This window comes from Sulfolobus acidocaldarius SUSAZ, assembly GCA_000508305.1.
Classification (GTDB): Archaea; Thermoproteota; Thermoprotei_A; order Sulfolobales; family Sulfolobaceae; genus Sulfolobus; species Sulfolobus acidocaldarius_A.
The window spans coordinates 332,766-352,777 of the sequence record CP006977.1 but is presented as its reverse complement, the minus strand read 5'-3'; the positions used below and the strand labels follow the sequence as shown (position 1 = coordinate 352,777).

Annotated in this window: 24 protein-coding genes and 1 pseudogene; 18 read left to right on the top strand and 7 right to left on the bottom strand. The window is 37.5% G+C overall.

All coding sequences use genetic code 11. From position 1 onward, the window contains the following. Positions 1–26 precede the first annotated feature (26 nt). The 13 genes from SUSAZ_02075 (at position 27) to SUSAZ_02015 (ending at position 10,627) form a co-directional block, all read left to right on the top strand. On the top strand, positions 27–647 hold the full coding sequence (locus tag SUSAZ_02075) for a hypothetical protein (protein ID AHC52424.1): 621 nt from the start codon (positions 27–29) through the stop codon (positions 645–647). A gap of 330 nt (positions 648–977) precedes the next feature. Continuing rightward, complete coding sequence (locus tag SUSAZ_02070) at positions 978–1,202, top strand: hypothetical protein (protein ID AHC52423.1); 225 nt, start codon at positions 978–980, stop codon at positions 1,200–1,202. Further along, the gene (locus SUSAZ_02065) at positions 1,199–2,533 is read left to right on the top strand and encodes a hypothetical protein (GenBank protein AHC52422.1); all 1,335 of its coding nucleotides are present in this window, start codon (positions 1,199–1,201) and stop codon (positions 2,531–2,533) included. Before SUSAZ_02070 ends, SUSAZ_02065 begins: the two co-directional genes overlap by 4 nt. Before the next feature lie 266 nt (positions 2,534–2,799). Further along, a complete protein-coding gene (locus tag SUSAZ_02060; GenBank protein ID AHC50897.1) occupies positions 2,800–3,630 on the top strand; it encodes an asparginase in 831 nt (276 codons plus the stop codon). Further along, the gene (locus SUSAZ_02055) at positions 3,627–4,604 is read left to right on the top strand and encodes a cobalamin biosynthesis protein CbiG (GenBank protein ID AHC50896.1); all 978 of its coding nucleotides are present in this window, start codon (positions 3,627–3,629) and stop codon (positions 4,602–4,604) included. Before SUSAZ_02060 ends, SUSAZ_02055 begins: the two co-directional genes overlap by 4 nt. Beyond that, on the top strand, positions 4,597–5,253 hold the full coding sequence (locus SUSAZ_02050; GenBank protein ID AHC50895.1) for a cobalt-precorrin-6Y C(5)-methyltransferase: 657 nt from the start codon (positions 4,597–4,599) through the stop codon (positions 5,251–5,253). Before SUSAZ_02055 ends, SUSAZ_02050 begins: the two co-directional genes overlap by 8 nt. A gap of 245 nt (positions 5,254–5,498) precedes the next feature. After that, positions 5,499–6,521: a bifunctional sirohydrochlorin cobalt chelatase/precorrin-8X methylmutase gene (locus SUSAZ_02045; protein AHC50894.1), complete on the top strand. Its 1,023-nt coding sequence runs from the start codon at positions 5,499–5,501 to the stop codon at positions 6,519–6,521. Then, positions 6,518–7,273 (top strand): precorrin-3B C17-methyltransferase, encoded by a 756-nt coding sequence (locus SUSAZ_02040; GenBank protein ID AHC50893.1) that lies wholly within the window; start codon positions 6,518–6,520, stop codon positions 7,271–7,273. The genes SUSAZ_02045 and SUSAZ_02040 overlap by 4 nt, the downstream gene beginning before the upstream one ends. Next, a complete protein-coding gene (locus tag SUSAZ_02035) occupies positions 7,260–8,306 on the top strand; it encodes a cobalt-precorrin-6A synthase (protein AHC50892.1) in 1,047 nt (348 codons plus the stop codon). Before SUSAZ_02040 ends, SUSAZ_02035 begins: the two co-directional genes overlap by 14 nt. After that, on the top strand, positions 8,303–8,881 hold the full coding sequence (cbiT, locus tag SUSAZ_02030) for a cobalt-precorrin-6Y C(15)-methyltransferase (GenBank protein AHC50891.1): 579 nt from the start codon (positions 8,303–8,305) through the stop codon (positions 8,879–8,881). Before SUSAZ_02035 ends, cbiT begins: the two co-directional genes overlap by 4 nt. Continuing rightward, on the top strand, positions 8,878–9,549 hold the full coding sequence (locus SUSAZ_02025) for a cobalt-precorrin-2 C(20)-methyltransferase (GenBank protein AHC50890.1): 672 nt from the start codon (positions 8,878–8,880) through the stop codon (positions 9,547–9,549). Before cbiT ends, SUSAZ_02025 begins: the two co-directional genes overlap by 4 nt. Beyond that, positions 9,536–10,333, top strand: coding sequence for a precorrin-4 C11-methyltransferase (locus SUSAZ_02020; protein AHC50889.1), 798 nt, complete (start codon positions 9,536–9,538; stop codon positions 10,331–10,333). Before SUSAZ_02025 ends, SUSAZ_02020 begins: the two co-directional genes overlap by 14 nt. Positions 10,334–10,339: 6 nt before the next feature. Further along, on the top strand, positions 10,340–10,627 hold the full coding sequence (locus SUSAZ_02015) for a hypothetical protein (GenBank protein ID AHC52421.1): 288 nt from the start codon (positions 10,340–10,342) through the stop codon (positions 10,625–10,627). On the opposite strand, the gene SUSAZ_02010 is transcribed toward SUSAZ_02015, so the two are convergent. From SUSAZ_02010 to SUSAZ_02000, 3 genes are read right to left on the bottom strand one after another with little or no spacing between them, the layout of a single operon-like run. Further along, a complete protein-coding gene (locus tag SUSAZ_02010; GenBank protein ID AHC50888.1) occupies positions 10,620–11,366 on the bottom strand; it encodes a membrane protein in 747 nt (248 codons plus the stop codon). The two genes, SUSAZ_02015 and SUSAZ_02010, sit on opposite strands and share 8 nt — an antisense overlap. Further along, positions 11,366–11,857 (bottom strand): GTP:adenosylcobinamide-phosphate guanylyltransferase, encoded by a 492-nt coding sequence (locus tag SUSAZ_02005; protein ID AHC50887.1) that lies wholly within the window; start codon positions 11,855–11,857, stop codon positions 11,366–11,368. Before SUSAZ_02005 ends, SUSAZ_02010 begins: the two co-directional genes overlap by 1 nt. Continuing rightward, positions 11,829–12,770 (bottom strand): AIR synthase, encoded by a 942-nt coding sequence (locus SUSAZ_02000; GenBank protein AHC50886.1) that lies wholly within the window; start codon positions 12,768–12,770, stop codon positions 11,829–11,831. The genes SUSAZ_02005 and SUSAZ_02000 overlap by 29 nt, the downstream gene beginning before the upstream one ends. A 28-nt stretch (positions 12,771–12,798) precedes the next feature. On the opposite strand from SUSAZ_02000, the gene SUSAZ_01995 reads away from it, so the two are divergent. Beyond that, positions 12,799–13,548, top strand: coding sequence for a multidrug ABC transporter ATPase (locus SUSAZ_01995; GenBank protein ID AHC50885.1), 750 nt, complete (start codon positions 12,799–12,801; stop codon positions 13,546–13,548). After that, complete coding sequence (locus tag SUSAZ_01990) at positions 13,523–14,512, top strand: ABC transporter (protein AHC50884.1); 990 nt, start codon at positions 13,523–13,525, stop codon at positions 14,510–14,512. Before SUSAZ_01995 ends, SUSAZ_01990 begins: the two co-directional genes overlap by 26 nt. 43 nt (positions 14,513–14,555) lie before the next feature. Here the strand turns inward: SUSAZ_01990 and SUSAZ_01985 are convergent, their stop codons facing one another. Next, positions 14,556–14,798, bottom strand: a complete 243-nt coding sequence (locus SUSAZ_01985; protein AHC50883.1) for a hypothetical protein — start codon at positions 14,796–14,798, stop codon at positions 14,556–14,558. Between the two features lie 184 nt (positions 14,799–14,982). Between SUSAZ_01985 and SUSAZ_01980 the strand changes: the two genes are divergently transcribed. Beyond that, on the top strand, positions 14,983–15,369 hold the full coding sequence (locus SUSAZ_01980) for a hypothetical protein (protein AHC50882.1): 387 nt from the start codon (positions 14,983–14,985) through the stop codon (positions 15,367–15,369). A 166-nt stretch (positions 15,370–15,535) separates the two neighbouring features. Further along, positions 15,536–16,411: a 3-hydroxyisobutyrate dehydrogenase gene (locus SUSAZ_01975; GenBank protein AHC50881.1), complete on the top strand. Its 876-nt coding sequence runs from the start codon at positions 15,536–15,538 to the stop codon at positions 16,409–16,411. On the opposite strand, the gene SUSAZ_01970 is transcribed toward SUSAZ_01975, so the two are convergent. The 3 genes and pseudogenes from SUSAZ_01970 to SUSAZ_01960 form a co-directional block, all read right to left on the bottom strand. Then, positions 16,398–16,763: a hypothetical protein gene (locus SUSAZ_01970; protein ID AHC50880.1), complete on the bottom strand. Its 366-nt coding sequence runs from the start codon at positions 16,761–16,763 to the stop codon at positions 16,398–16,400. The genes SUSAZ_01975 and SUSAZ_01970 overlap by 14 nt on opposite strands. Positions 16,764–17,075: 312 nt before the next feature. Beyond that, entirely contained in the window at positions 17,076–18,635 is a 1,560-nt protein-coding gene (locus SUSAZ_01965; protein AHC50879.1) for a sodium:solute symporter, read from the bottom strand. After that, positions 18,623–18,835: pseudogene (locus SUSAZ_01960) on the bottom strand (hypothetical protein). Before SUSAZ_01960 ends, SUSAZ_01965 begins: the two are co-directional and overlap by 13 nt. A 416-nt stretch (positions 18,836–19,251) precedes the next feature. Here SUSAZ_01960 and SUSAZ_01955 point away from each other — a divergent pair. After that, on the top strand, positions 19,252–20,010 hold the full coding sequence (locus SUSAZ_01955) for an NAD-dependent deacetylase (protein AHC50878.1): 759 nt from the start codon (positions 19,252–19,254) through the stop codon (positions 20,008–20,010). The last annotated feature ends 2 nt before the right edge of the window (positions 20,011–20,012 follow it).

Sequence of the window (20,012 nt, the reverse complement as noted above, 5' to 3'; positions counted from 1 at the left end):
AAAAATAAGCAGTAAAGTGAATGACTATGAATAAGAAGAGACTTCTTCTGCTGTCGGTATTTCTGGTATCTGTTTTTGTTCCAGTGCTAGTTGCAGACGTAATTTACTACTACCAAGGGCAAATAACTGTAAATACTACAACTCCACCAATGTATTTTGCGACACAACCAGGAGGTAACAATAAGATTGGAAACAACTCTAATGTTCCGAATTATATTAGTGCTCAACCCTCCACAGGCGGAAGCGGATTTACTGCTAATATAAATATCACGAACGCAACATACAATTACTACTTCAACTTTATGGGATTAGTGGTTAGCCAGACAGGCTATATATATCTAGCGAAAGTATTATATTCATATCAAGGATCTAATAATCCTATTCAGAACGCTACACTATATATAATGAACCAACAAGGGCAGATTATCTACAAATATAAATTAGTTATAAATGGTCAATCAAACAGTACCCTACCCAGTACTCCGTTACAAATTAGTGCTGGAAGTTACATGGTGAGCCTACTAATATCTCCAGTCCAAGGTACATTACCTAAGAATCCCTCTAATGGCATAGCTACTATAACAGTCAACTTCGGATTTTCACCAATGACAGCTGCTCCACCACCTGTACCTCTACCCTCACCATAAAAAGGGCAGGTGGCAGGGGTTTTGAATAAGATAAAAAAGTTTTTTTGGTTTTTGTCTCTTATATTTGTGTTCTCTCTTGTTATGACTACCTTATCTGATTACGTGCTTTTTTATACGTCTACGAATGCAATATCATACCGTAATTCGCCGATAGTGATTGTGGGCTTAAGTCAAAGCCAATTCGCCTATTCTAAGTCTTCTCAAGGTAAAGTCTCATTATATCTCGATATAACTAACTCCACTCAAGCTTATTTTCTGAATGTCCTTAAAATATTGGTCAATTCCAATGGATACTTTTACATATCTAATGTGACAATTTCTTCTCAAAATATGGTATACAAGGTAAACATGGTATTCAAAAACTCAACTAAAACCTTTACATATACTATTTATCCTCTCTCCCAGTCCCAGTTTCCATTAAAGGTTTATCAGAACCAGGTTTACAACGTTAGTTTCATAGTTTACTTAACCGGCTCCTACCAGACATCCAGCTTTTCCCTTACCATGTATTACTCTTATGGAACTGATAGTCTAGTTAGGGGTGTACCTCCTTGAGGCGTTACTTCTTGTTGCCTCTATTATTTGTAGTTCTCGTTATAGCGTCAGCATCTGTGTATTACTTCTTTCAGGCTCAGCTAATTTTTGTACCTTTTGTTCTGGTGTCTCTGAAAAATTTGGTAAACTCATGTTTACCAGATTATTTTTCTTTAATCACACCAACAGTTAACAACGGAGTTTACAGCGAAAGTGTGCCAGCGATTACGGTTCAGGCTACACAAAATAGTTATAACCTGTTGAATACTTCCATTCTTAATTTCAGTCTTTCCACAAAATCCTATGTTGGTGGTTACTCGAATTTGCAGGGAGCTTCTCTAAGCTTAAGAAACTTCACGTCGTCCTATGTTTTACCAGTAAACGCTTCTTCAGGAAACTATTTATTGTTGGAGTCTACAAACGGGTTAACAAGTTTTCCACTCACACATAATATTTACATTAATTTTACGACATCAACAAATTCAATATACAACTATCAACTGTCTGTTACCTTAACAAAGATGCCTTCAGCCAATATATTCAATTACCTAGATGGAGATAGGCAGATCGGATCATTAGACTATTTTGGACTTGGATCCATTATCATATTTTATTATAATAACATTCCCATAATAACGTCTGCGTCTGGTTGGTCACCAAATTATTATCAGCAGTCTTTAGAATTAGTTGTACCCACATCTTCAGGTATACCGACTAATGATCAAGGTCTAATATTCTTCAATTATACTACTCAGCCAAATAAAAATGTTACTGTATTTTTAATTGGTGGTTTTGGTGTAGGTTCAAATCCTCCTGCAGATGGATTTGAAATTTACTTTTTCATGAACCCTGTAAATATTAATAATGGGAGTCTTGGAAATGATTATTATGTATCAAATCCGTCAATAGGAACCAGCTATCTATACGCGCAAGGCTTACTTATATTTCCTTACTCTAAAGGAAATTATTTCATGGTACAATGGGATCCTTATTGGATCGAATCTGGGGCAAGTAGCACATCTGCGTTTAACTTATTTAACGTAACGCCAAATCCTCATAACGGGCATGTAAATGGTAAAAGTATTACAGCATATGGTCCACTTGGTAATAACGGTTTTGGAATTCAACAGACTTCCAATTACTTTTACGTATGTATGAAAGCTACTTATAATCCATCTACTGGATGGTTATACACTCAAGTTACTGATTTAAATAGTGGTAAGACTGCTACTCTATCGTATAACGTAGGTCTTAAATATCCTGCTGGACAATACACTTTTGCTATAGGTGGAAATACAGGAGGTTTATATGCCAATTGGGGCATAGTCTACGCAACAATATACTCTTCGTGATGACATCACCAGTAGGCGATTGATGAGCACACCCGGCCTTTCTGAAAACGTGAATGTTAATCCCTCCTTGAGTTCTCTATTACGTCAGTAGTCGGACTCATCCTCACCTTTCAGTGAGGGTGAAAGTGCATCATCCTACCTATCTAATTTTTATAGTGTTCAGAAAAAATTTTCGGGATATAAAGTCTTAATGCGCTTTAGGAACACGTACTGAAGAGTTATCTAAGACACGAATAATTTTTATGTGTTCTCCTTCTCTAGTAATTATGAAATATAAAGTTCCCATTTTAGGTATCCATGGTGGAGCTGGCAATTGGGATAAGAGAAATCATGAAAGAGCTTTAGTCGAACTGGAGAAAGCTCTTGAAAGGGGCTATGACGAATTTAAGAGGGGATCAAGTCTCGAAGCTGTTGTGGAAGCTATAGCTTATATGGAGGACTGCGGAGTATTCGATGCAGGCGTAGGTAGTGTGAAAAATTCCAAAGGCGAGGTCGAGATGGATGCAGGGTTAATGCATGGTAACACATTAAGGGCAGGCGCTGTAGCATCTGTCAAAGTTAAAAACCCAATAAGGGAAGCTCTAAAAGTTCTCAAGAACGGAAGATATGTGTTATTGGTAGGTAACAGGGGAGAGGAATCCCTCGTCGCCATAGAAACTTCCATTGCATCTCCCTTAAGATCAGGCGACACTGTGGGTGCAGTAGCACTTGATAAAGAAGGTAATCTGGTTGCAGGAACTAGTACTGGCGGGATTTCGGGGAAATTACCCGGAAGGGTTGGAGATTCGCCTATACCCGGGGCAGGTTTTTATGCAACTGAGAGAGTTGCAGTTTCCTCCACTGGAATAGGAGAAATTATACTCAGGACATTACCTGCTAAAGAAGTTGACATTTTTGTATCATTAGGTATTTCTATCGAGGACTCCATCAGAAGCGTTATAAATAAGGTGACCTCGATTTTCGGTAAGGACAATATAGGAATGATTGGACTAGACAGTAAGGGTTTCGTTTCTGCTCATTATAATACTGTCGGTATGGCAAGAGGGGTAAAGGACAGTGAGGTAAAAAGAATTTACGTATTTGAGGGAGAGCTGTGATATACTGGAGGAGAGGAATAGCAGTAATTTACGCTACAGCTGATGACAGTGCACGAAAGCTCTGGAATATTATAAAGAAAGAGTATCCAAGTGTGCTTTTTAAATATGACGATAATTTGCTAGGCAAGGTTTGGAATTGTTATGACGCGTTAGTTTTTGTAATGGCATTAGGTGGAGCTGTAAGGACTGTATGTAAGTACGCTAAGAGTAAAGACGTAGATCCATCAGTTATCGTTGTTGATGATTCCCTGAAGTTTGTTATTCCTTTACTGGGCTCCCATTGGGGTTCAAACCAGCTTGCCTCTGAGATATCTAGAATGTTAAACGCCACGCCCGTAATAACCACAGCAAGTGAGATAAACCAGGTGACTAGTGTAGAAGAATTGGCAAATTTACTAGTATGCAAGGTTATTAATGTCAACGCGATAGTTAGGGTAACCTCAGCTTTGATTAGGGGAGAGAAGGTATGCGTTGAGGGCGTAGACTCTTTACCAGAAGTTAAGGGTAATTACGTATTAGGTAAAGATGGTGAATGTAAGTACTTCGTCAAGGTTATTAAAGACGTAAATGAGAACATGGGTGACGACAACATTGTGTATCTCAGACCATTGAAATTGTATGTGGGAATAGGCGCAAAGAAAGAAGCCTCTGTTGAGGAAATTAAGGACGGAATATATTTTGCTCTAGGTCAGTTGAAAGTAGGATTGGACAGAGTGTTGAAGGTAGCCTCGGTAAGGGAGGTGGTAGAGGAAGTCTCTAAAAGTCTAAATATTCCGTTTCAAAAGATCGACTGGGAGACTATAAACTCATTTAATGATGAGTGTTTAACCCCGCCCAGTGAGAAATTGGAGGAACTCGGAATAAAGGGCGTAGCTGAAATCAGTGCATTGATAGCAGGCGGTCCTTCTGCGAAGTTGATCTTAAGGAAAATAAGTTATAAGAGCAAAATAACAGTTGCAATAGCAGGTGTTTGAGACGCTCTACATAGTGGGTGTTGGTGCAGGAGATCCTGAATTAATAACACTTAAGGCTCTAAAAGTTATAGAGAAGTGTAAAGTAGTTGCTGGCTGGCAGAGCGTGGTCTCTAGATTTAATTTATCAGGAAAAGAGTTAGTGTATCTAAATTATAAAGACCAAGATAGGCAAATACCGGATTTGGTAAAACGAGCCAGAGAACAAGATGTTGCTATACTAGACCATGGTGACCCCTCAGTTTCTGATTTTCAGTTCATTGGAAGGATCAGGGAATCATGCAGACAGTTTGATGTAAAATATGAGGTTATACCTGGGATATCCTCTGTGTTGAAAGCTTTGGCTTTAGTTGAGAGGGACTTATCTCAGGTAGTCTTTATGACTTTTCATATCAGAGGGGAATTAGATTACACTCAAATAGATAAGAGTATAGCCTTGGGCAGGGATTTATTGATAATCCCAGAACCTTATTCATATGGAGTAAAGAAGATAGCAGAGAGATTAGTTGATTTGGGTCTAAATCCTGAAATGGTTGTGATGGAGAGGCTTAGTTTCACTGACGAAAAGGTTAATCATTTCATGGCAAAGGAAATATTGGATATGGACTTGAAATTCAGTGACATGAGTATAGTTTATGTAAAATTAAGTTAGTCAATGCAAGGGGTTACAAGTTTCAGGTTTATTGTATGTGTAAGATGGAGAGTGTGCCTTTTTGAACAAGTTATACGTGACTAAATAGAGGGAATTTTTACAAAATGAGGAAAAAGCCTCGCCATTTATGGCGGGGGAGGAAGTCAGAGTCTTAACGTAACTAATGTAATCTATGATGCTTTATAAATGGTTGCTTCCGATTTTAGTTTTATAGAGATTCGTGTCGGTGCCATAAGTTTATATGTTTGGATACCCTATCCATCATAATGCGAGAAAATACTGCAGTTTTAATTTTAACTCATGGTTCTAGAAGGAACACGTTTGTTGAAGATATGGGAGAGGTTACAACATACGTTGAAAGGAAACTGGGAATTCCAGTTTATCTAACACATAATGAATTCACTGAACCTAATTGGCGTACAAGATTAAATGAACTTTTATCACATGGTTATGATCATTTTATTTTTGCCTTAGCATTTCTCGGCAGGGGAAATCACGTAGCCCATGACATTATGGGCGAATTAAACGTTTCCGACTTTTACAGATGGAGTGAAACAGTATACAATGGAAAAAGGATTTATGCATATATAACCAAACCTTTAGCAGATTCTGAACTAGTTAAACTTGCAATTTTTTACAGGATAAAATCCGCATTTAAGGACGTCGAAGAAGGTCATTATATTGAAGACCCTGAGGAGATTGAGGAAAATACTATGAACATGATAAGAGAGAAATTGAGAGAAATTTTAAGCGTTTTTAATGATGAAGAGTTGGAGGTAATTGCAAGGGCTGTCTACGCATCTGGAAACTTTGAATTAGCTAAACATGTATACATATCTTATGACGCAATAGGGAGTGGTCTAGAAGCTTTGAGATCGGCTATACCAATACTAACTGATGTTAAAATGGTGAAGGCAGGTATTAGGTGGGAACAGGTCGAGAATTACCTTGATAACTCATCAGAATTAGCTAAAAAAATGGGTATAACCAGAACTGCAGCTGCAATGAGACTTGGGCTAAACTCATCAAAGATTGTTGTAATAGGCAATGCACCTACTGCTTTGCTAGAGGTGTTAAGGATTCATGAGGAAAGAAAGGTGGACATTCCGTTAGTTGTTGCGTCTCCTCCGGGATTTACTAATGCAAGCGAAGTAAAAGAACAACTGATAAAAAGTGGTATACCATGTATAGTAGTAAGGGGAAGTTATGGTGGAAGTAATATTGCAGTGGCAATAATTAATGAATTAATTAGGAGGGTCAGGATATGAAGGGCAAATTGTATATTGTAGGCGTAGGTCCTGGTTCACCAGAGATGAGAACGATTAGGGCAGTTCAAGCCATAAAGGAGAGTAATGTAATCGTTGCCTACACCACTTATGCCGATCTAGTGAAAGACCTAACTGACGGCAAGGAAGTCATAACTGCCAGAATGAAGGAGGAGATCTATAGGGCTAGAACAGCCTTGGAAAAAGCAATGGAAGGAAATGTTGTCTCTCTTATTTCAAGTGGTGATCCACAAGTTTACGGAATGGCTGGAATTACTTTGGAAATGATGTATAAGAATAAAATTCAGGTTGACTTTGAGGTAATCCCCGGTGTTACTGCAGGTTTAGCTGCAGCCTCTAGACTTGGTTCGCCACTATCAATGGATTTCGCCTCAATTAGTCTGAGTGATTTACTAGTTCCTGCAGAGGATATTCTATTCAGGGTGAGAAAAGCTGCAGAGGCAGATTTTGTAATAGTGCTGTATAACCCTATAAATAAGCCTCTTCTTGAAAGAGCCATGAAGATTATTTCAGAGTATAGGAAGCCTGAAACTCCTGTGGGAATAGTGAAGGGTGCTTATAGGGAGTCAGAAGAGGTATTTACAACAACGCTCTCGAACTGGAGAGAATACGAAGATAAAATTAACATGATTACTACAGTGGTTGTTGGGAATTCACATAGCTATTTGTGGGGAAATAGAATATTGACACCAAGAGGGTATGAGAGGAAATACAGCCTTGATGTCAACACTTAAGAGATTTGGAATAACTACTGGTGCAACTGCTGCTGCAGCATCAAAGGCTTCAGTTATCTTTTTGCTTAAAAACGAGACACCAAAAAGTGTTACCATTCCAACACCTATTGGTTTGAGACTAGAAATATCAGTGGGAAATTACAGTAGAAAAGAGAGTGAGTTTTGTGCATCTGCAAAGAAGTTTTCTGGGGACAATCCTGATATACTGGACGGTCTTGAAATTATCGCATGTTCAGGTAGGAGTAACTCTCAAACCATAACCATTACAGCAGAAGAAGGGGTGGGCACAATAACCAGACCTGGACTTAAAGGAGATGTGGGAGATAAGTCCATTAGCCCAATAGCTAAACAGATGATTATTGACGCTGTAAAAGAAGTGGTAACTTCAGGTGTTTACGTAAAATTGTATGTGCCTAAGGGGGAGGAGTTGGCAAGAAACACTATGAACCCTTTAGTTGGAGTTGAAGGAGGTATTTCAATACTTGGTACTACAGGAATTGAATATCCTGTAAGTGATGAGGATTATATCGAGCATATAAAGTCTGAAGCATGTGTAGTAAAAAGTACAGGTAATAAAACTTTAGTTCTTGCTCCAGGAAATACTAGTTTTAAGTTTGCTAGGGAGATTTACGGTGATAAAGTCATCAAAATAGGGGATAACGTAGGTTCATCGTTAAAAGTAGCTGAAGAGTTAGGGTTTTCTCACGCGATTCTTGTCAGTTTACCTGGAAAACTCGTTAAGGTAGCTGCAGGAATGCTAAACACTCACAGTAAATTTGGTGATGCGAGGTTAGAGACTTTGACTTTCTCGTCAGTAGTAGCAGGGATTTCCCTGGAAAAAATTCAAAAAATAGTGAAATCCCTTTCCATCTCAGAAGGGTTATCATATCTCACAGATGAAGAACGACAGAAGGTTATGAAAGTAGTATCAGATAGAGCGCTCGAGAAACTAAAAAGAGTGAGTAAATTAAAACTGGGTATTATAGTTATCTCTGAGGATGGTAAAATTATGGCTAAGAGTGGTGAAGTATGAGAGTCCCAGGTATTTCTGATGAGGAATTTATAAGAGAAGAGAAGATCCCTATGACTAAGGAGGAAATTAGAGTTTTAGCCCTTTCAAAGGCTAGGCTATTCTACGGAGCAAAATTCCTAGATGTGGGCAGTGGAACAGGTAGTGTTTCTGTAGAGGCAGGACTAATTGTTGGAGAGAAGGGTAAAGTGTATGCTGTTGAGAGGGATCCTCAGGCTGTAGAACTTACGCGGAAAAATGTTGAGAAATTCTCCCTTAAAAACGTGGAGATTATTGAGGGTGAAGCACCAGAGGTATTGAATAAAATAAATGATGAACTTGACTCTGCATTTATAGGTGGTACTGAAAGGTTAGAAGAGATCATACCTGTTGTCAGTGAAAAGATTAAAAGGGGAGGTATGATTGTCCTTGATGCCATTCTGATTGAAAGTGCAGTAAAGGCTTTACATACACTCAGCGAATTAGGCTATAAGGCTGAAGTGATTGAAGTAATAGTTGCAAAAGGAATGAAAACGAGCAAGGGATATGCTATGATTTCAAGAAACCCAATTTTCATAATATATGGTGAGAAAAAATGAGACAGTTATATGTTATAGGTTTAGGTCCTGGAGATCCAAATCTGATAACAGTAAGGGGTTCGGAAATTCTAAGTAAGGCTGAGGTCGTTTTTGTACCCTATTCGACTGGCACTAATAGGAGCTTAGCCTTGAGTATAGTGGAGAAGTACAGTAAGGCAGAGATAGTCACTTTGGGTTTTCCAATGAAAAAGGATGTCAACCCAAAGGATTTGGAAAGAATAGGAGAGGAAATTTGTAGTAAATCTAAGTCTCTTTCAGCTTTTGTTACCCTTGGAGACCCCTCTCTTTACAGTACATTTTTTAGGGTAAGTAATTATCTTGGGTGTTTTAATAGTGTTGAAATTGTTCCTGGTGTTTCGTCTATAACTGCATGTGCTTCAAAGGCTTTCATGCCTTTAGCCCAGGGAAATGAGGCTATAGCAATTATTCCCGCTGACCGATTAGATCTGATTTCAAAGGTTAAACAGGACTTTGAGACCATTATAGTATTAAAAGGTAATGAGAACTTGGATAAAATATCGGAGGAACTTAAAGATGAATATGATCTTCTGTATGCTAGGAGGTGTTATTTAGACGGGGAGAAGGTTATACCGTGGAGTGAAAATGAGTACGATAAAGATTATTTTTCAATGTTAATATGTAGGGTGAGAAATAATGAAAAAGGGTAAAGTTGTTTTCATAGGTGCAGGTCCTGGAGATCCTGAACTTATTACTGTAAGAGCTAAAAACGTTATAGAGGACGCTGATGTAGTACTTTACGCTGGATCATTAGTTAATCCTCAAGTGTTAAAGTGGGCTAGGAAGGACGCTGAGATAGTAAATACAGCAAGCTTAACTTTGGAGGAGATAACTGATATAATGATAAAGAAAGCCAATGAGGGAAAGTTAATAGCTAGGTTAAAATCTGGAGACTTTTCCATATATGGCGCCCTTATAGAGGAGATTTGGGCTCTTCAAGATGCAGGAGTACCTTATGAATTGGTTCCCGGGATAACTGCTGCAATAGCAACCGCAAGTGTTCTAGGTATTGAGTTGACCTTACCTAAGATTTCACAAACAGTCATTATTACAAGAGCTTCCGGTGCAGTTCCGATGGAGGGTTCAATAAAAGACTATGCACCTTTTCTTATGAAAGGCGCTTCAATGGCAATATATACAGGTGTTCAACTCATAGATAAGGTAGTCAGGGAACTGAAAGAGGGGGGAGTACCTGACGATATGCCAGTGATTGTAGTGTACAAAGCAACGTGGCCAGAGCAGAAGATACTCAAAGGAACAGTTGGTGATATAGCTCAGAAAGTTAAGGCTGAAAAGTTGACGAAGGGCAGTATGATTATTGTGGGTAAGGTTGCGGATCCAAGTAGATACAAGGATCAAATAAGGTCTAGTGTATACGATCCTTCCCATGCGCATTCATTTAGACCGAAAAAGAAAGTGGTTGATGAAGCATAAAACGGTATGCTTATTAGGTATGACCAAAGAGTAATAATTGTGAGAAGACTATACGCTTTTACAACACCTAAAAGAAGAGAGCCAATAAGGGACTATGAATTAAGGATGCTGAGGTATATTTCTGAAAAGTTTGAGCTAGGTGACATTATAGAATACGCTAGATGGGATGATGAGGATATTAGATATATTGAAGCTGTCTTTGAAGGTGGAAAGGTTAAGATGAGATATAAGGAGGGAAAGGAAGGTATAGCTGAGATAAAGACCAGGAGAGGAGAACCACTTAGGTTTAGATAATTAGGGCTAAAAGGAGTTCTCCTATAATTATAGAGAATAAGCCTGACAGGAATATTCCGTCAAATGTTCCCATTCCTCCTATGCTAACAATTTGAGGGTTAGCTTCTAGTATACTTCTTATATTAAGCAAATCTGCTCCAATTAGTGTGCCAAATACACTACTGATATATGCCGATATAGGAACTAGATAAGGGTTATGTAGAAAGAGTAAAACACTGAAAACCCCAGCAATAATTGGCGGAATTAAAGGATTCATAACTACTCCTACACCTTCCATGACTTTTGAAAAGTATTTGGAGGCTGCAATCAGGATTATAACGTCTATAACGAGAAGTATTGTGTTGTGTAAATTATGGAAAGCAAAGTATATTAGTAGAATCGAGATTATTAAGGGAATTAAGCATCCTCCCACATTAATTGCTATCAATGTTTTCCTAGGCTTTATGGATAACCTTGTAACAGGAAGAGGGATTCCAAATACATAAACTACATCTACTTCTGGTACTAGCTCTCTTTCCCTTTGAACCTCTTTGATAACAATATTCACGGAGCTGAATAAAAAGCTGAAGATTGTTAATAAAGAAGAGAAAACGAATGCTAGTCCATGGGAGAGTCCTATTAGTCTAAATAGATAGGTGAAGTAACTAAGTGAGACAATGAACAGAAATAAGGCGAGGAATACGTAAAGAATCGCTGTAATTCCCCTGACCGGAAAGAAGACTATAATTCTATTAGCCATTACTTTTTATCTATATTGTTACATATATTTTTGACTTTCCTATAATCTTCAGGAGTGTTTACATTTAGGATTTCTTCCTCAACTAGTATATCCTGGTACTCGTTTAACTTCAAAGATTTCCACAGGCTAATTCCTACGTAGTCTTTTACGTCTTTAATGGAGCAGATTTGAGCCCTACAGTCACTAATCAGTTTCATAAACACGTGTTTAGGAATTAAGGGCGTATCAGAAGGTGAGACTATAACAGGAAATCCTACTTGTCTAACAGCTTCGATAACATCATTCTCATAACCATTACCATATGTAATGACCTTAGGAATTTCTGAGAAGATAAGGGAACTCCAAGGGGTAATTGCAAGGTATATCTCCTCTGCAAACTCTCTCAGACTTCTATAAACCCAATAGTACATAGGATAACCACATATTTCTAGAATTGGTTTATATGGGGATATTCTACTTCCCTTACCTCCCGCCATTATTATAGCCTTCAAACCTTACCAACTCCTCTTCAAAATCCTCAGTGTAGATTTCACCATTTACCTCAAGTGCAGGTGTATCCTTCTTGAGTTTACCTATTAAAACTCCTCCTAATCGAGTCAATTTCTCGTAGTCTCTAGCTATAACTATGAAGGCGCCAGACGAAATTAATGTGAGTGGGTTTATATTCAGTGCTTTAGTGATCTCAACAGTCTCTTCTAGTAAAGGTATTTTTTCCTTTTCAACAACTACTCTTAGGTTAGTAGCTTGAGCCACTTCCAATAATGCTTGATAAATACCACCTTCCGTAGCATCATGCATTGATATTGCATAGTCCTTAACTTTCATAACTTTATCCTGAACTGGAATGAGATACTTGAATCTCTTGGCTCTTTCAATGAGGTTTCTACTAACTCCCAGTCTACTCAGTTCATCCTCATATTCATTTGCCAAAATCCAGGTACCCTCGATTCCGGGGTTACCGAAAAGAACTATATAGTCATTTTCCCTAGCGTCTGAGAGTCGTAACACTTGATTAGAAAATGAAAAAGCTGTAGTTACTACAATATCTCTGTCTAATCCCTTGGTTATCTCAGTATGTCCACCAACTACCTTACACTTTAGTATGTTACATGCCTCACTTATCCCATCAATAACAGGGGATAAACTTTCCTCGTCATGAAGTAAAAGGGTGGTAATTATTGACTTACATTCAACCCCTTTCATATTTACATCATTACAGGCAACTACAACAGACAAATATCCTGCATCCTTACCTGTTTCTGTTATCGGATCAGAATGTATAACAAGATATTCGCCTTCTACTTTTACATACGCATCATCTTCTCCTATGCCTGGGCATACTACACAATTCCCTATGGGTAGTTTGTGAAGGAAAGCTTTAGGGTTTAATTTTCCGAAACGCATAATAGTTTCCCTAACTCATGCTAAGTATATGAGTATTATAACTATTGAAGATTTATGGAAAGTTTATAAAGGTGGAATAGAGGCTTTGAGGGGGATATCATTTAATGTCAATGAGGGAGAGGTTTTTACAATTCTAGGTCCCAATGGAGCTGGAAAGACGACCACAGTAAAAATCCTCTCATGTGTGTTAAAGCCAACTAAGGGTAAGGTTGTAATTTTAGGCTATGAAGTTCCTAAGGAGTGTAGGAAGATAAGAGAAATGGTAAGTAGTGTACCACAGGAATTTCAAGGTTTTGCTGATTTAACTGTGAGAGAGAATATTGAGTACTTTGCCTCACTTTATAGAGCCAAGAATAAGGTCGAAGAGGTTTTAGAACTTTTAGATTTAAAAGAACACGAGAAGAAGAGATTCAGGAATTTATCTGGGGGATTAAAGAGGAGAGTAGCTATAGCCTGTGGTATAGTTGGTAATCCAAAGATTGTGTTCCTGGACGAACCTACTGTTGGACTAGATCCTGAGTCAAGGAGAAAGATGTGGGATATTATTAGAGTTCTAAAGGAGAAGAAAATTACAATATTTCTTGCCACCCATTATTTAGATGAAGCTGAAAAGTTAGCAGATAGGGTTGTAGTTATTTATAAGGGGAAAATGATTAAGGAGACTTCTCCCAGGGAGTTGGTAAATGAATTTAATAGTTCCTCCTTGGAAGATGCTTATCTCGAGTTAATGAGAGAATTAAAGGGTGAAAGTGTTGAGAAACGTAATTCCGACTACTAGAGCTATAGTTAAGGACAACTTAAGTAGTAGAGTTACTTTAGGTTTTGTGATATTTTTCCCGTTGATTTTAGCCCTGGTGTTTTCACTATTGGGGAACGCGTTTCAACCTCATGCTACAGTGTATTTGACTGGTGAAAACGCTCAGAAGGTTGGAAAATACGTTAATGCGTCAGGACTATTTACAGCTTATATTGGTGGCTCTCCCTCTACAGTCAAGTATGAGCCTGTAATTTTTATCAACTTAACGTCTAAAAATGTTTACTATAATCAACTAGAACAAGAATATGTCCCTTTACTTCAGTCTTATCTAAATTCATACTACACAAATCAAACTAGTATATTTAGTTCTCAACTTATCTTAACCAGAAATACTCCAGTAGCATACGAGATTTCTGGTGTCATTGGGGTAATAGCTTTATCTAATGGTATATTTGGTGTCACTGGTGTAGGGTCAGGTTATTATAGGGATAGACTTGTAGATAGATTAGCTTCTTCACCATTACGTGACTATGAATGGGTATTATCTTTAATGATCTACGAGGTTCTCATTACTATCTTATCCTCTATTGTTGTGTTAGGTTTAGGATTAATATTGGGCTTCACTCCTGTTTCGATATTAGAGTTCTTGGGAGTACTGATTCTCTCGACGTTGATGTTTTCTGGTCTTGGTGCCATAATATTAGGTTTGACTCCTAAGGATAAGATCTTCTTAGCTAATGTTGTTCCTACATTTATTGTTTTCCCACTTATGTTCATAAGTAATGCTTTCTACTCGTCATCAATATTCCCATCAGTTTTAGGTTTAATTGCCCGGTACCAGCCAGTTTCAATTGTTAATGACGTGGTTAGGCAGGCAATAGTGTTTAACGTGTTACCAGATCCTATCTACTTGATCACGATTATCATCTTAACTATGGTCTTCCTAGGTGTAGGGGCTAGATTGTTAAAATTGAGAGAGATGTAAAACAGTAAATATAAAATAAAAAGAGAGATTTAATTCTTTACTCTTATTGCGCTGTAGCTTTCTTTGATAGCTCTTTCAATATTTCTTGACTGTCAGGGAATCTCTTCTCTTTGAACCTCGAGAATATTAGTTGACCGTCTACATATACGTCGAAAATACCATTCTTGCCTTGCTCTAACTCTACATTTACTCCCTCATAATAGGAAAGTAGGTCTCTAGCTAAATTTAGGGCTCTATCTAAAAATCCACAGGGTCTACAATAAACTATTTTTACATTGGTCGGCATAATGATATAATGTAGCCACTAGCTTAAAAGTCTTAATATTAACTTTTGAAGCAATGAAGAAGGTTAGCATTTAGTCGTGTAGATTTCGTAAATCTTATTTTTACTATAAAAAGAAATATAATAGTTTCCCTCCATATTATATTCACACTTATTAACCTGTAAAGTGATTTGTAAATGATTAAAAATGAGAATAGCTGTAACCTATGATAGAGAGTATAATCTAAAGCCCTTAGATGAGGCAGAAATTATAGGAATTATTGACGAAGAGAAAAAAGAAGTAGAACAGTATGAAAATGCGGGTATGGGTAGTAAAGAGGCTACAATGGACATTATACTTAATGCTATAAATCCACCACCAGAGGCGATTATAGTAGGCAAACAGTTCTTGTGCCCTGGTTCATATATGATGAGCCACGGGAGAATAAAGTACGTTCCAACAGAATTAAAGACATTGAACGACGTTCTAAATAATCTTGAGACAGTGAAGAAGAATATGACCGAAGAACTGGAAGAAGACATGTATGCAGAAGAACACTTCCACCATCATCACCATCACGGATACGGATTCTAAGAAAATGAAATAATATTTTATTTTTCTATACCAACTATGAAGTTTAAAAATCTGTTTAATGTTTTCTTCTCAAAATAATTTTCGTGTTGAGACTAGTCTCTTATAACTGGCTTTACGTCAATTGATTTTATAAAAACCTTATATTCTCGTGGTCATATTTCTTTCTATGCGTATAGGATTAGCTGGTTTAGGATTAATGGGTTATAGGATAGCAGCAAATTTAGCTAAGGCAGGAAAATTAAATATGGTATATAATAGGACAGTGGGTAAAGCTGAGCAATTCCATAAGGAGTACGGTGTTAAATACGCTGAAGACCCAAAGTCGCTAATTCAGTCAGTAGACTTTTTAATCACTATGCTTTCAGACGACGAGGCTGTGAAATCCTTTATCACTCCTTTGCTTCCATATGTAAAAGACAAAATAATAGTAGATATGTCAACCATATCCCCATCTACATCTATCTCAATTTCCAATGAGGTATCTAAACATGGAGGTATTATGTTTGATACGCCTGTTATAGGCACTACCATTGCTGTGGAGCAAAAGAAGATAACTGTACTGGTTGGAGGACCTAAGGAAAAATTCAACATAGTTCAAGACGTTCTAAAGGAAACAGCTGCTAACATTATTTATGTGGGCAAGAACGGATCTGCTCTTTATACTAAAATCGCCAATAATCTTCTCACTGGTATATATATGACGGCATTAGCTGAAGCTTTTACTTTTGGAGTAAGATCTGGCTTGGATCCTGAAGAGATAAAGACGATCTTATCTCAATATGCCAGTGTTAAGTCTCCCTTCATGGAGCTCAAATTACCTAAAGTAATTAGTGGTGACTATTCAACACAGTTTGCAACTAAGCATATGGCTAAAGATCTCGAAATAGCTGTAAGAGAATCCCAAAACCTTAAAGTTATCACTCCTTTAACTTCTATATCACTCCAATTATATAGATTAGCAGACGGTTTAGGTTATGGAGATAGTGATTTTTCCTCAGTTGTAGAAGTTTATAAGAAGTCCCCTAAATCTAAGTCAGACTAAGAATGTCCTCAGTACCAGATATTCTTTTTCTTCCCCTGAATCCTTCTTCAGCATAATGCCAGTATAAAATATCTTCTTCATCAAGTTTCCAACACAGGTATGCTGGTTTGTTGTTTATTAGGGCAGGAAAATCAACTAATCCTACATCAGGATCTCTTAGAACAATCCCTTTCTCTGTGATTTCCCTTACAATCATGTCTACTTGAACAGTGTACTTGAATATTGAGCTTTTATCGCCCCTAACTAAACTCTCCTCAACTAATCTCTTCACTCTCTTTATCTCCTTTAGTTTTTCTTTTAACCATGGTAACAATTCTCTTGCAGTCTTCAAGTCAAAATATGGGTATTCCACTCTAAACTAATAGGCACTCTATCTAATAAATTAAGAATCTTAGTAGAATCCTAGAGCAACTAGGGTAAGGTAATAGTCTAAATCTATATCTCTAATCATTCTATCACACCTCATACTACTACATTTGTCTGTAACTTTATTAATCTTTGCCATGGTATCTCATCGTCATTTGTCTATTCTGACTTCCTTCCCGCCTTAAAAGGGCAAGGCTTTCTTCACTTCGTAAGTTTTTCTTCAGGCATAGAAATAAATATCTATTTTGAATTAAGGACAAAAAAATGACTTAGGAGAATATCTTGATTTTATAACTTTTTATATTAATTCAAATTCTTCCGCCTTAATTTTCTGAGACGGTCTCCAGCCTACTCCATATGCTATTAAAGTTCCAATAACTGTTACAAGTATGTTTATTGCCAGCGATAGGACTCCAATGTAAATTGGACCATAAGGAGTAGCTAAATACGACTTTGATAAAGTTCCGAAGTTATTAGTGTATAGTACCATGTAGACACCTGAAGCTATACCTGCAATCCAACCTGCGAAGGTAGAATACCCTTCTAGCTTGTTAGTGTAAAGCCCTAAGAATACTGCAGGAAGAGTTTGAAGTATTAAGATTCCTCCCAATAACTGAAGCTGTACAGCATATGTAGCCTGTACAATAAAGATAAAGGCTAAGGCTGCGAATTTAAACACGGTAGATATTATCTTAGCTAAGTTAGACTCTGTCCTTGATGACAATTTTTTGAACTCTCCTATTACATTTCTTGTCAATAGATTTGAAGCACCTATTGCCATTATTGCCGCTGGTACCAATCCTCCTACGAATATTGCCACTAAGCCTAAACCTACGAACCAACTAGGCATCGTTGCAGCTATCAAACTTGGGACAGTAAGGGCTCCGTTTTTGTTTGAGACCACTATACTCAAAGCTGATGGCACTGCATAAATTAGTATTCCGAACAGAGCTAATAGTGCCAATCCTACTCCATATAATGGGAGTAGTGATGTGCTTTTCTTTAGCTTGTCAGTATCTTGTGCTGACAATGAACCGTTTATAGAATGCGGATAAAGGTACAGAGCCATTGCACTCCCTAGAGCTAATGTAAAATAGTTTGTTATGGCACTAGGACTGAGAAATTCGTATGCAGCAGCTCCCTTTCCTTTTATTGCCTCTATGGCAGAAAAGGCATGGGAGAACCCACCATAAGCCAATGGTACTGCAATAATGACAGTTAATACTGTAATCCAGATAAGAATATCCTTAAACACAGCTGTAAGGGCTGCTCCTCTTAAACCACTAGTTATGGTGAATGCAGCCAACACTATGAAAGCTATAATTAGTGCCCATTCACTTACAGATAGTCCTCCATAGGTTCCTGTTACACCTAGTCCGATTAGTAGAACTGTAAGGACAGCTTGCATTCCAAATATCTGTAATGCGATGTATGGTAATTCAGCAACCGCTCCAGTTAAGGCAACTGCTACTGATAATGATCTGTTATTAAATCTATCTTTAACAAAATCAGCTGCAGTTATGTATCCTCTCCTTCTCGATATACTCCAAAGTCTTGGCATTGTCAATAAGGCAATTCCAAACGTCCATGCAACATAGGGGACAGCGTAGAAGAATAAGCTTCCGCCTGCATAAACACCTGAGGGTATTGCGATGAAAGTATATGCTGTGTACAGATCTGCTCCCATTAGGAACCATACTAATAGCCAACCTAATCTTCTGCCTCCTAAACCCCATTCATCGAGCTTCGAGAGGTCTCCTTTTCTCCAATAGGCTCCATAAAATCCTAATATTGCAAATACTACAAAGAGTCCTATAAAGACTCCTAAAGTTGTATAATCAACATTTATTCCTGCCACTTTTCTCACCTCTTAAATATTAAAGAAACAGCCACGAAGAGAACAGTACTCACTATAAGCATTATTATTTGATAGAAGTAGAACATTGTAAGCCCTGCAAAAGTCATAGTTGCATTATTAAACACTGGGTATATTGAAAATAGAATTATGTCTATTATCGTTACTATAAACATAGCTACATAAAATCCGTTTTTTGGCATAATACTCAATTACTATTGGGTAATATACTCATTAATAAACGTAAAATAAGAAAACTACTAAAAAAGGTTTAAACAAGCTTATTGTGAATCAAAAAATTTAATTTGATATTTCAAATAAACCATAGCTATACCTTATCCTGTCTTTTAGATATTCATGTCATGACGAATTATGGTAAATTCTAGGCATTAATTCAATTAACTAAAGCTGTTAATTGTTAAAAAAGATTTAAACTAAGTACAACATAGAACTATACTGTTTTATAAGGAATTTATTATTTTTACTTGCTCTAAATTTTATTTTGAATATACTTTTTTATTTATATTAATGACCTCGGCTAAATCTCTAAATCAGATTGAAGGGGTTCTTCATGCTTCCGTACTCGGTAAACTCATCATTTTTAAACTACTCTGGATTAATGTATCTAGTGGAAGAAGCAAAAAAAGTTGCTGAGATGATTCTCTCGTCAGTTAATGCTATAGCTTTCACAGGAGCAGGTATAAGTACGGCTTCAGGTATACCAGATTTTAGAGGTCCGCAAGGTTTATGGAAGAAATATTCTCCTGAGTTAGCTAGCATTGAATATTTCCAAAAATATCCTGATGCCTTTTGGCAGTTTTACTCCACAAGAATGAAATCGTTATTTGAAGCTAAGCCAAATCAAGCCCATTATGCATTAGCTCAACTTGAGAAGATGGGTCTCATTAAGGCTATAGTAACTCAAAACGTGGATGGTTTACATAGTGTCGCTGGATCAAAGAATGTGATTGAACTTCATGGAAATATGAGGAAAAGTTATTGTACCTCATGCCTTAGATCTTATGATAGTCTAGAAGTGTTAAAGAGGGTGGAAAAAGGTGAAGTTATCCCTAGATGCGAATGTGGTGGAATATTGAAACCAGATGTCGTGCTATTTGGCGAGCCAGTACATGGCATATATGAAGCCATGAGAATAGCTAACGAATCTGATCTAGTGCTCGCGATAGGCAGTTCACTAACAGTTTACCCTGCAAACCAGATACCCCTGATAGTGAAAAGAAACGGAGGGGGGCTAATAATTCTAAATGGAGAGGAGACCCCATATGACGAGTATGCAGATTTAGTAATAAGAGAACGGATTGAGGTATTCCTCCCTGAAGTCATATCTCAAATTCAGTCCCTACACCGCTCCTCATAGAT

Bases quoted from the DNA above. Each gene is read 5' to 3' on its own strand.
- SUSAZ_02075 (AHC52424.1), top strand. From the start codon at position 27: ATGAATAAGAAGAGACTTCTTCTGCTGTCGGTATTTCTGGTATCTGTT.
- SUSAZ_02070 (AHC52423.1), top strand. From the start codon at position 978: ATGGTATACAAGGTAAACATGGTATTCAAAAACTCAACTAAAACCTTT.
- SUSAZ_02060 (AHC50897.1), top strand. From the start codon at position 2,800: ATGAAATATAAAGTTCCCATTTTAGGTATCCATGGTGGAGCTGGCAAT.
- SUSAZ_02040 (AHC50893.1), top strand. From the start codon at position 6,518: ATGAAGGGCAAATTGTATATTGTAGGCGTAGGTCCTGGTTCACCAGAG.
- SUSAZ_02035 (AHC50892.1), top strand. From the start codon at position 7,260: ATGTCAACACTTAAGAGATTTGGAATAACTACTGGTGCAACTGCTGCT.
- cbiT (AHC50891.1), top strand. From the start codon at position 8,303: ATGAGAGTCCCAGGTATTTCTGATGAGGAATTTATAAGAGAAGAGAAG.
- SUSAZ_02025 (AHC50890.1), top strand. From the start codon at position 8,878: ATGAGACAGTTATATGTTATAGGTTTAGGTCCTGGAGATCCAAATCTG.
- SUSAZ_02020 (AHC50889.1), top strand. From the start codon at position 9,536: ATGAAAAAGGGTAAAGTTGTTTTCATAGGTGCAGGTCCTGGAGATCCT.
- SUSAZ_02015 (AHC52421.1), top strand. From the start codon at position 10,340: ATGCTTATTAGGTATGACCAAAGAGTAATAATTGTGAGAAGACTATAC.
- SUSAZ_02010 (AHC50888.1), bottom strand. From the start codon at position 11,366: ATGGCTAATAGAATTATAGTCTTCTTTCCGGTCAGGGGAATTACAGCG.
- SUSAZ_02000 (AHC50886.1), bottom strand. From the start codon at position 12,770: ATGCGTTTCGGAAAATTAAACCCTAAAGCTTTCCTTCACAAACTACCC.
- SUSAZ_01995 (AHC50885.1), top strand. From the start codon at position 12,799: ATGAGTATTATAACTATTGAAGATTTATGGAAAGTTTATAAAGGTGGA.
- SUSAZ_01985 (AHC50883.1), bottom strand. From the start codon at position 14,798: ATGCCGACCAATGTAAAAATAGTTTATTGTAGACCCTGTGGATTTTTA.
- SUSAZ_01980 (AHC50882.1), top strand. From the start codon at position 14,983: ATGAGAATAGCTGTAACCTATGATAGAGAGTATAATCTAAAGCCCTTA.
- SUSAZ_01975 (AHC50881.1), top strand. From the start codon at position 15,536: ATGCGTATAGGATTAGCTGGTTTAGGATTAATGGGTTATAGGATAGCA.
- SUSAZ_01955 (AHC50878.1), top strand. From the start codon at position 19,252: ATGTATCTAGTGGAAGAAGCAAAAAAAGTTGCTGAGATGATTCTCTCG.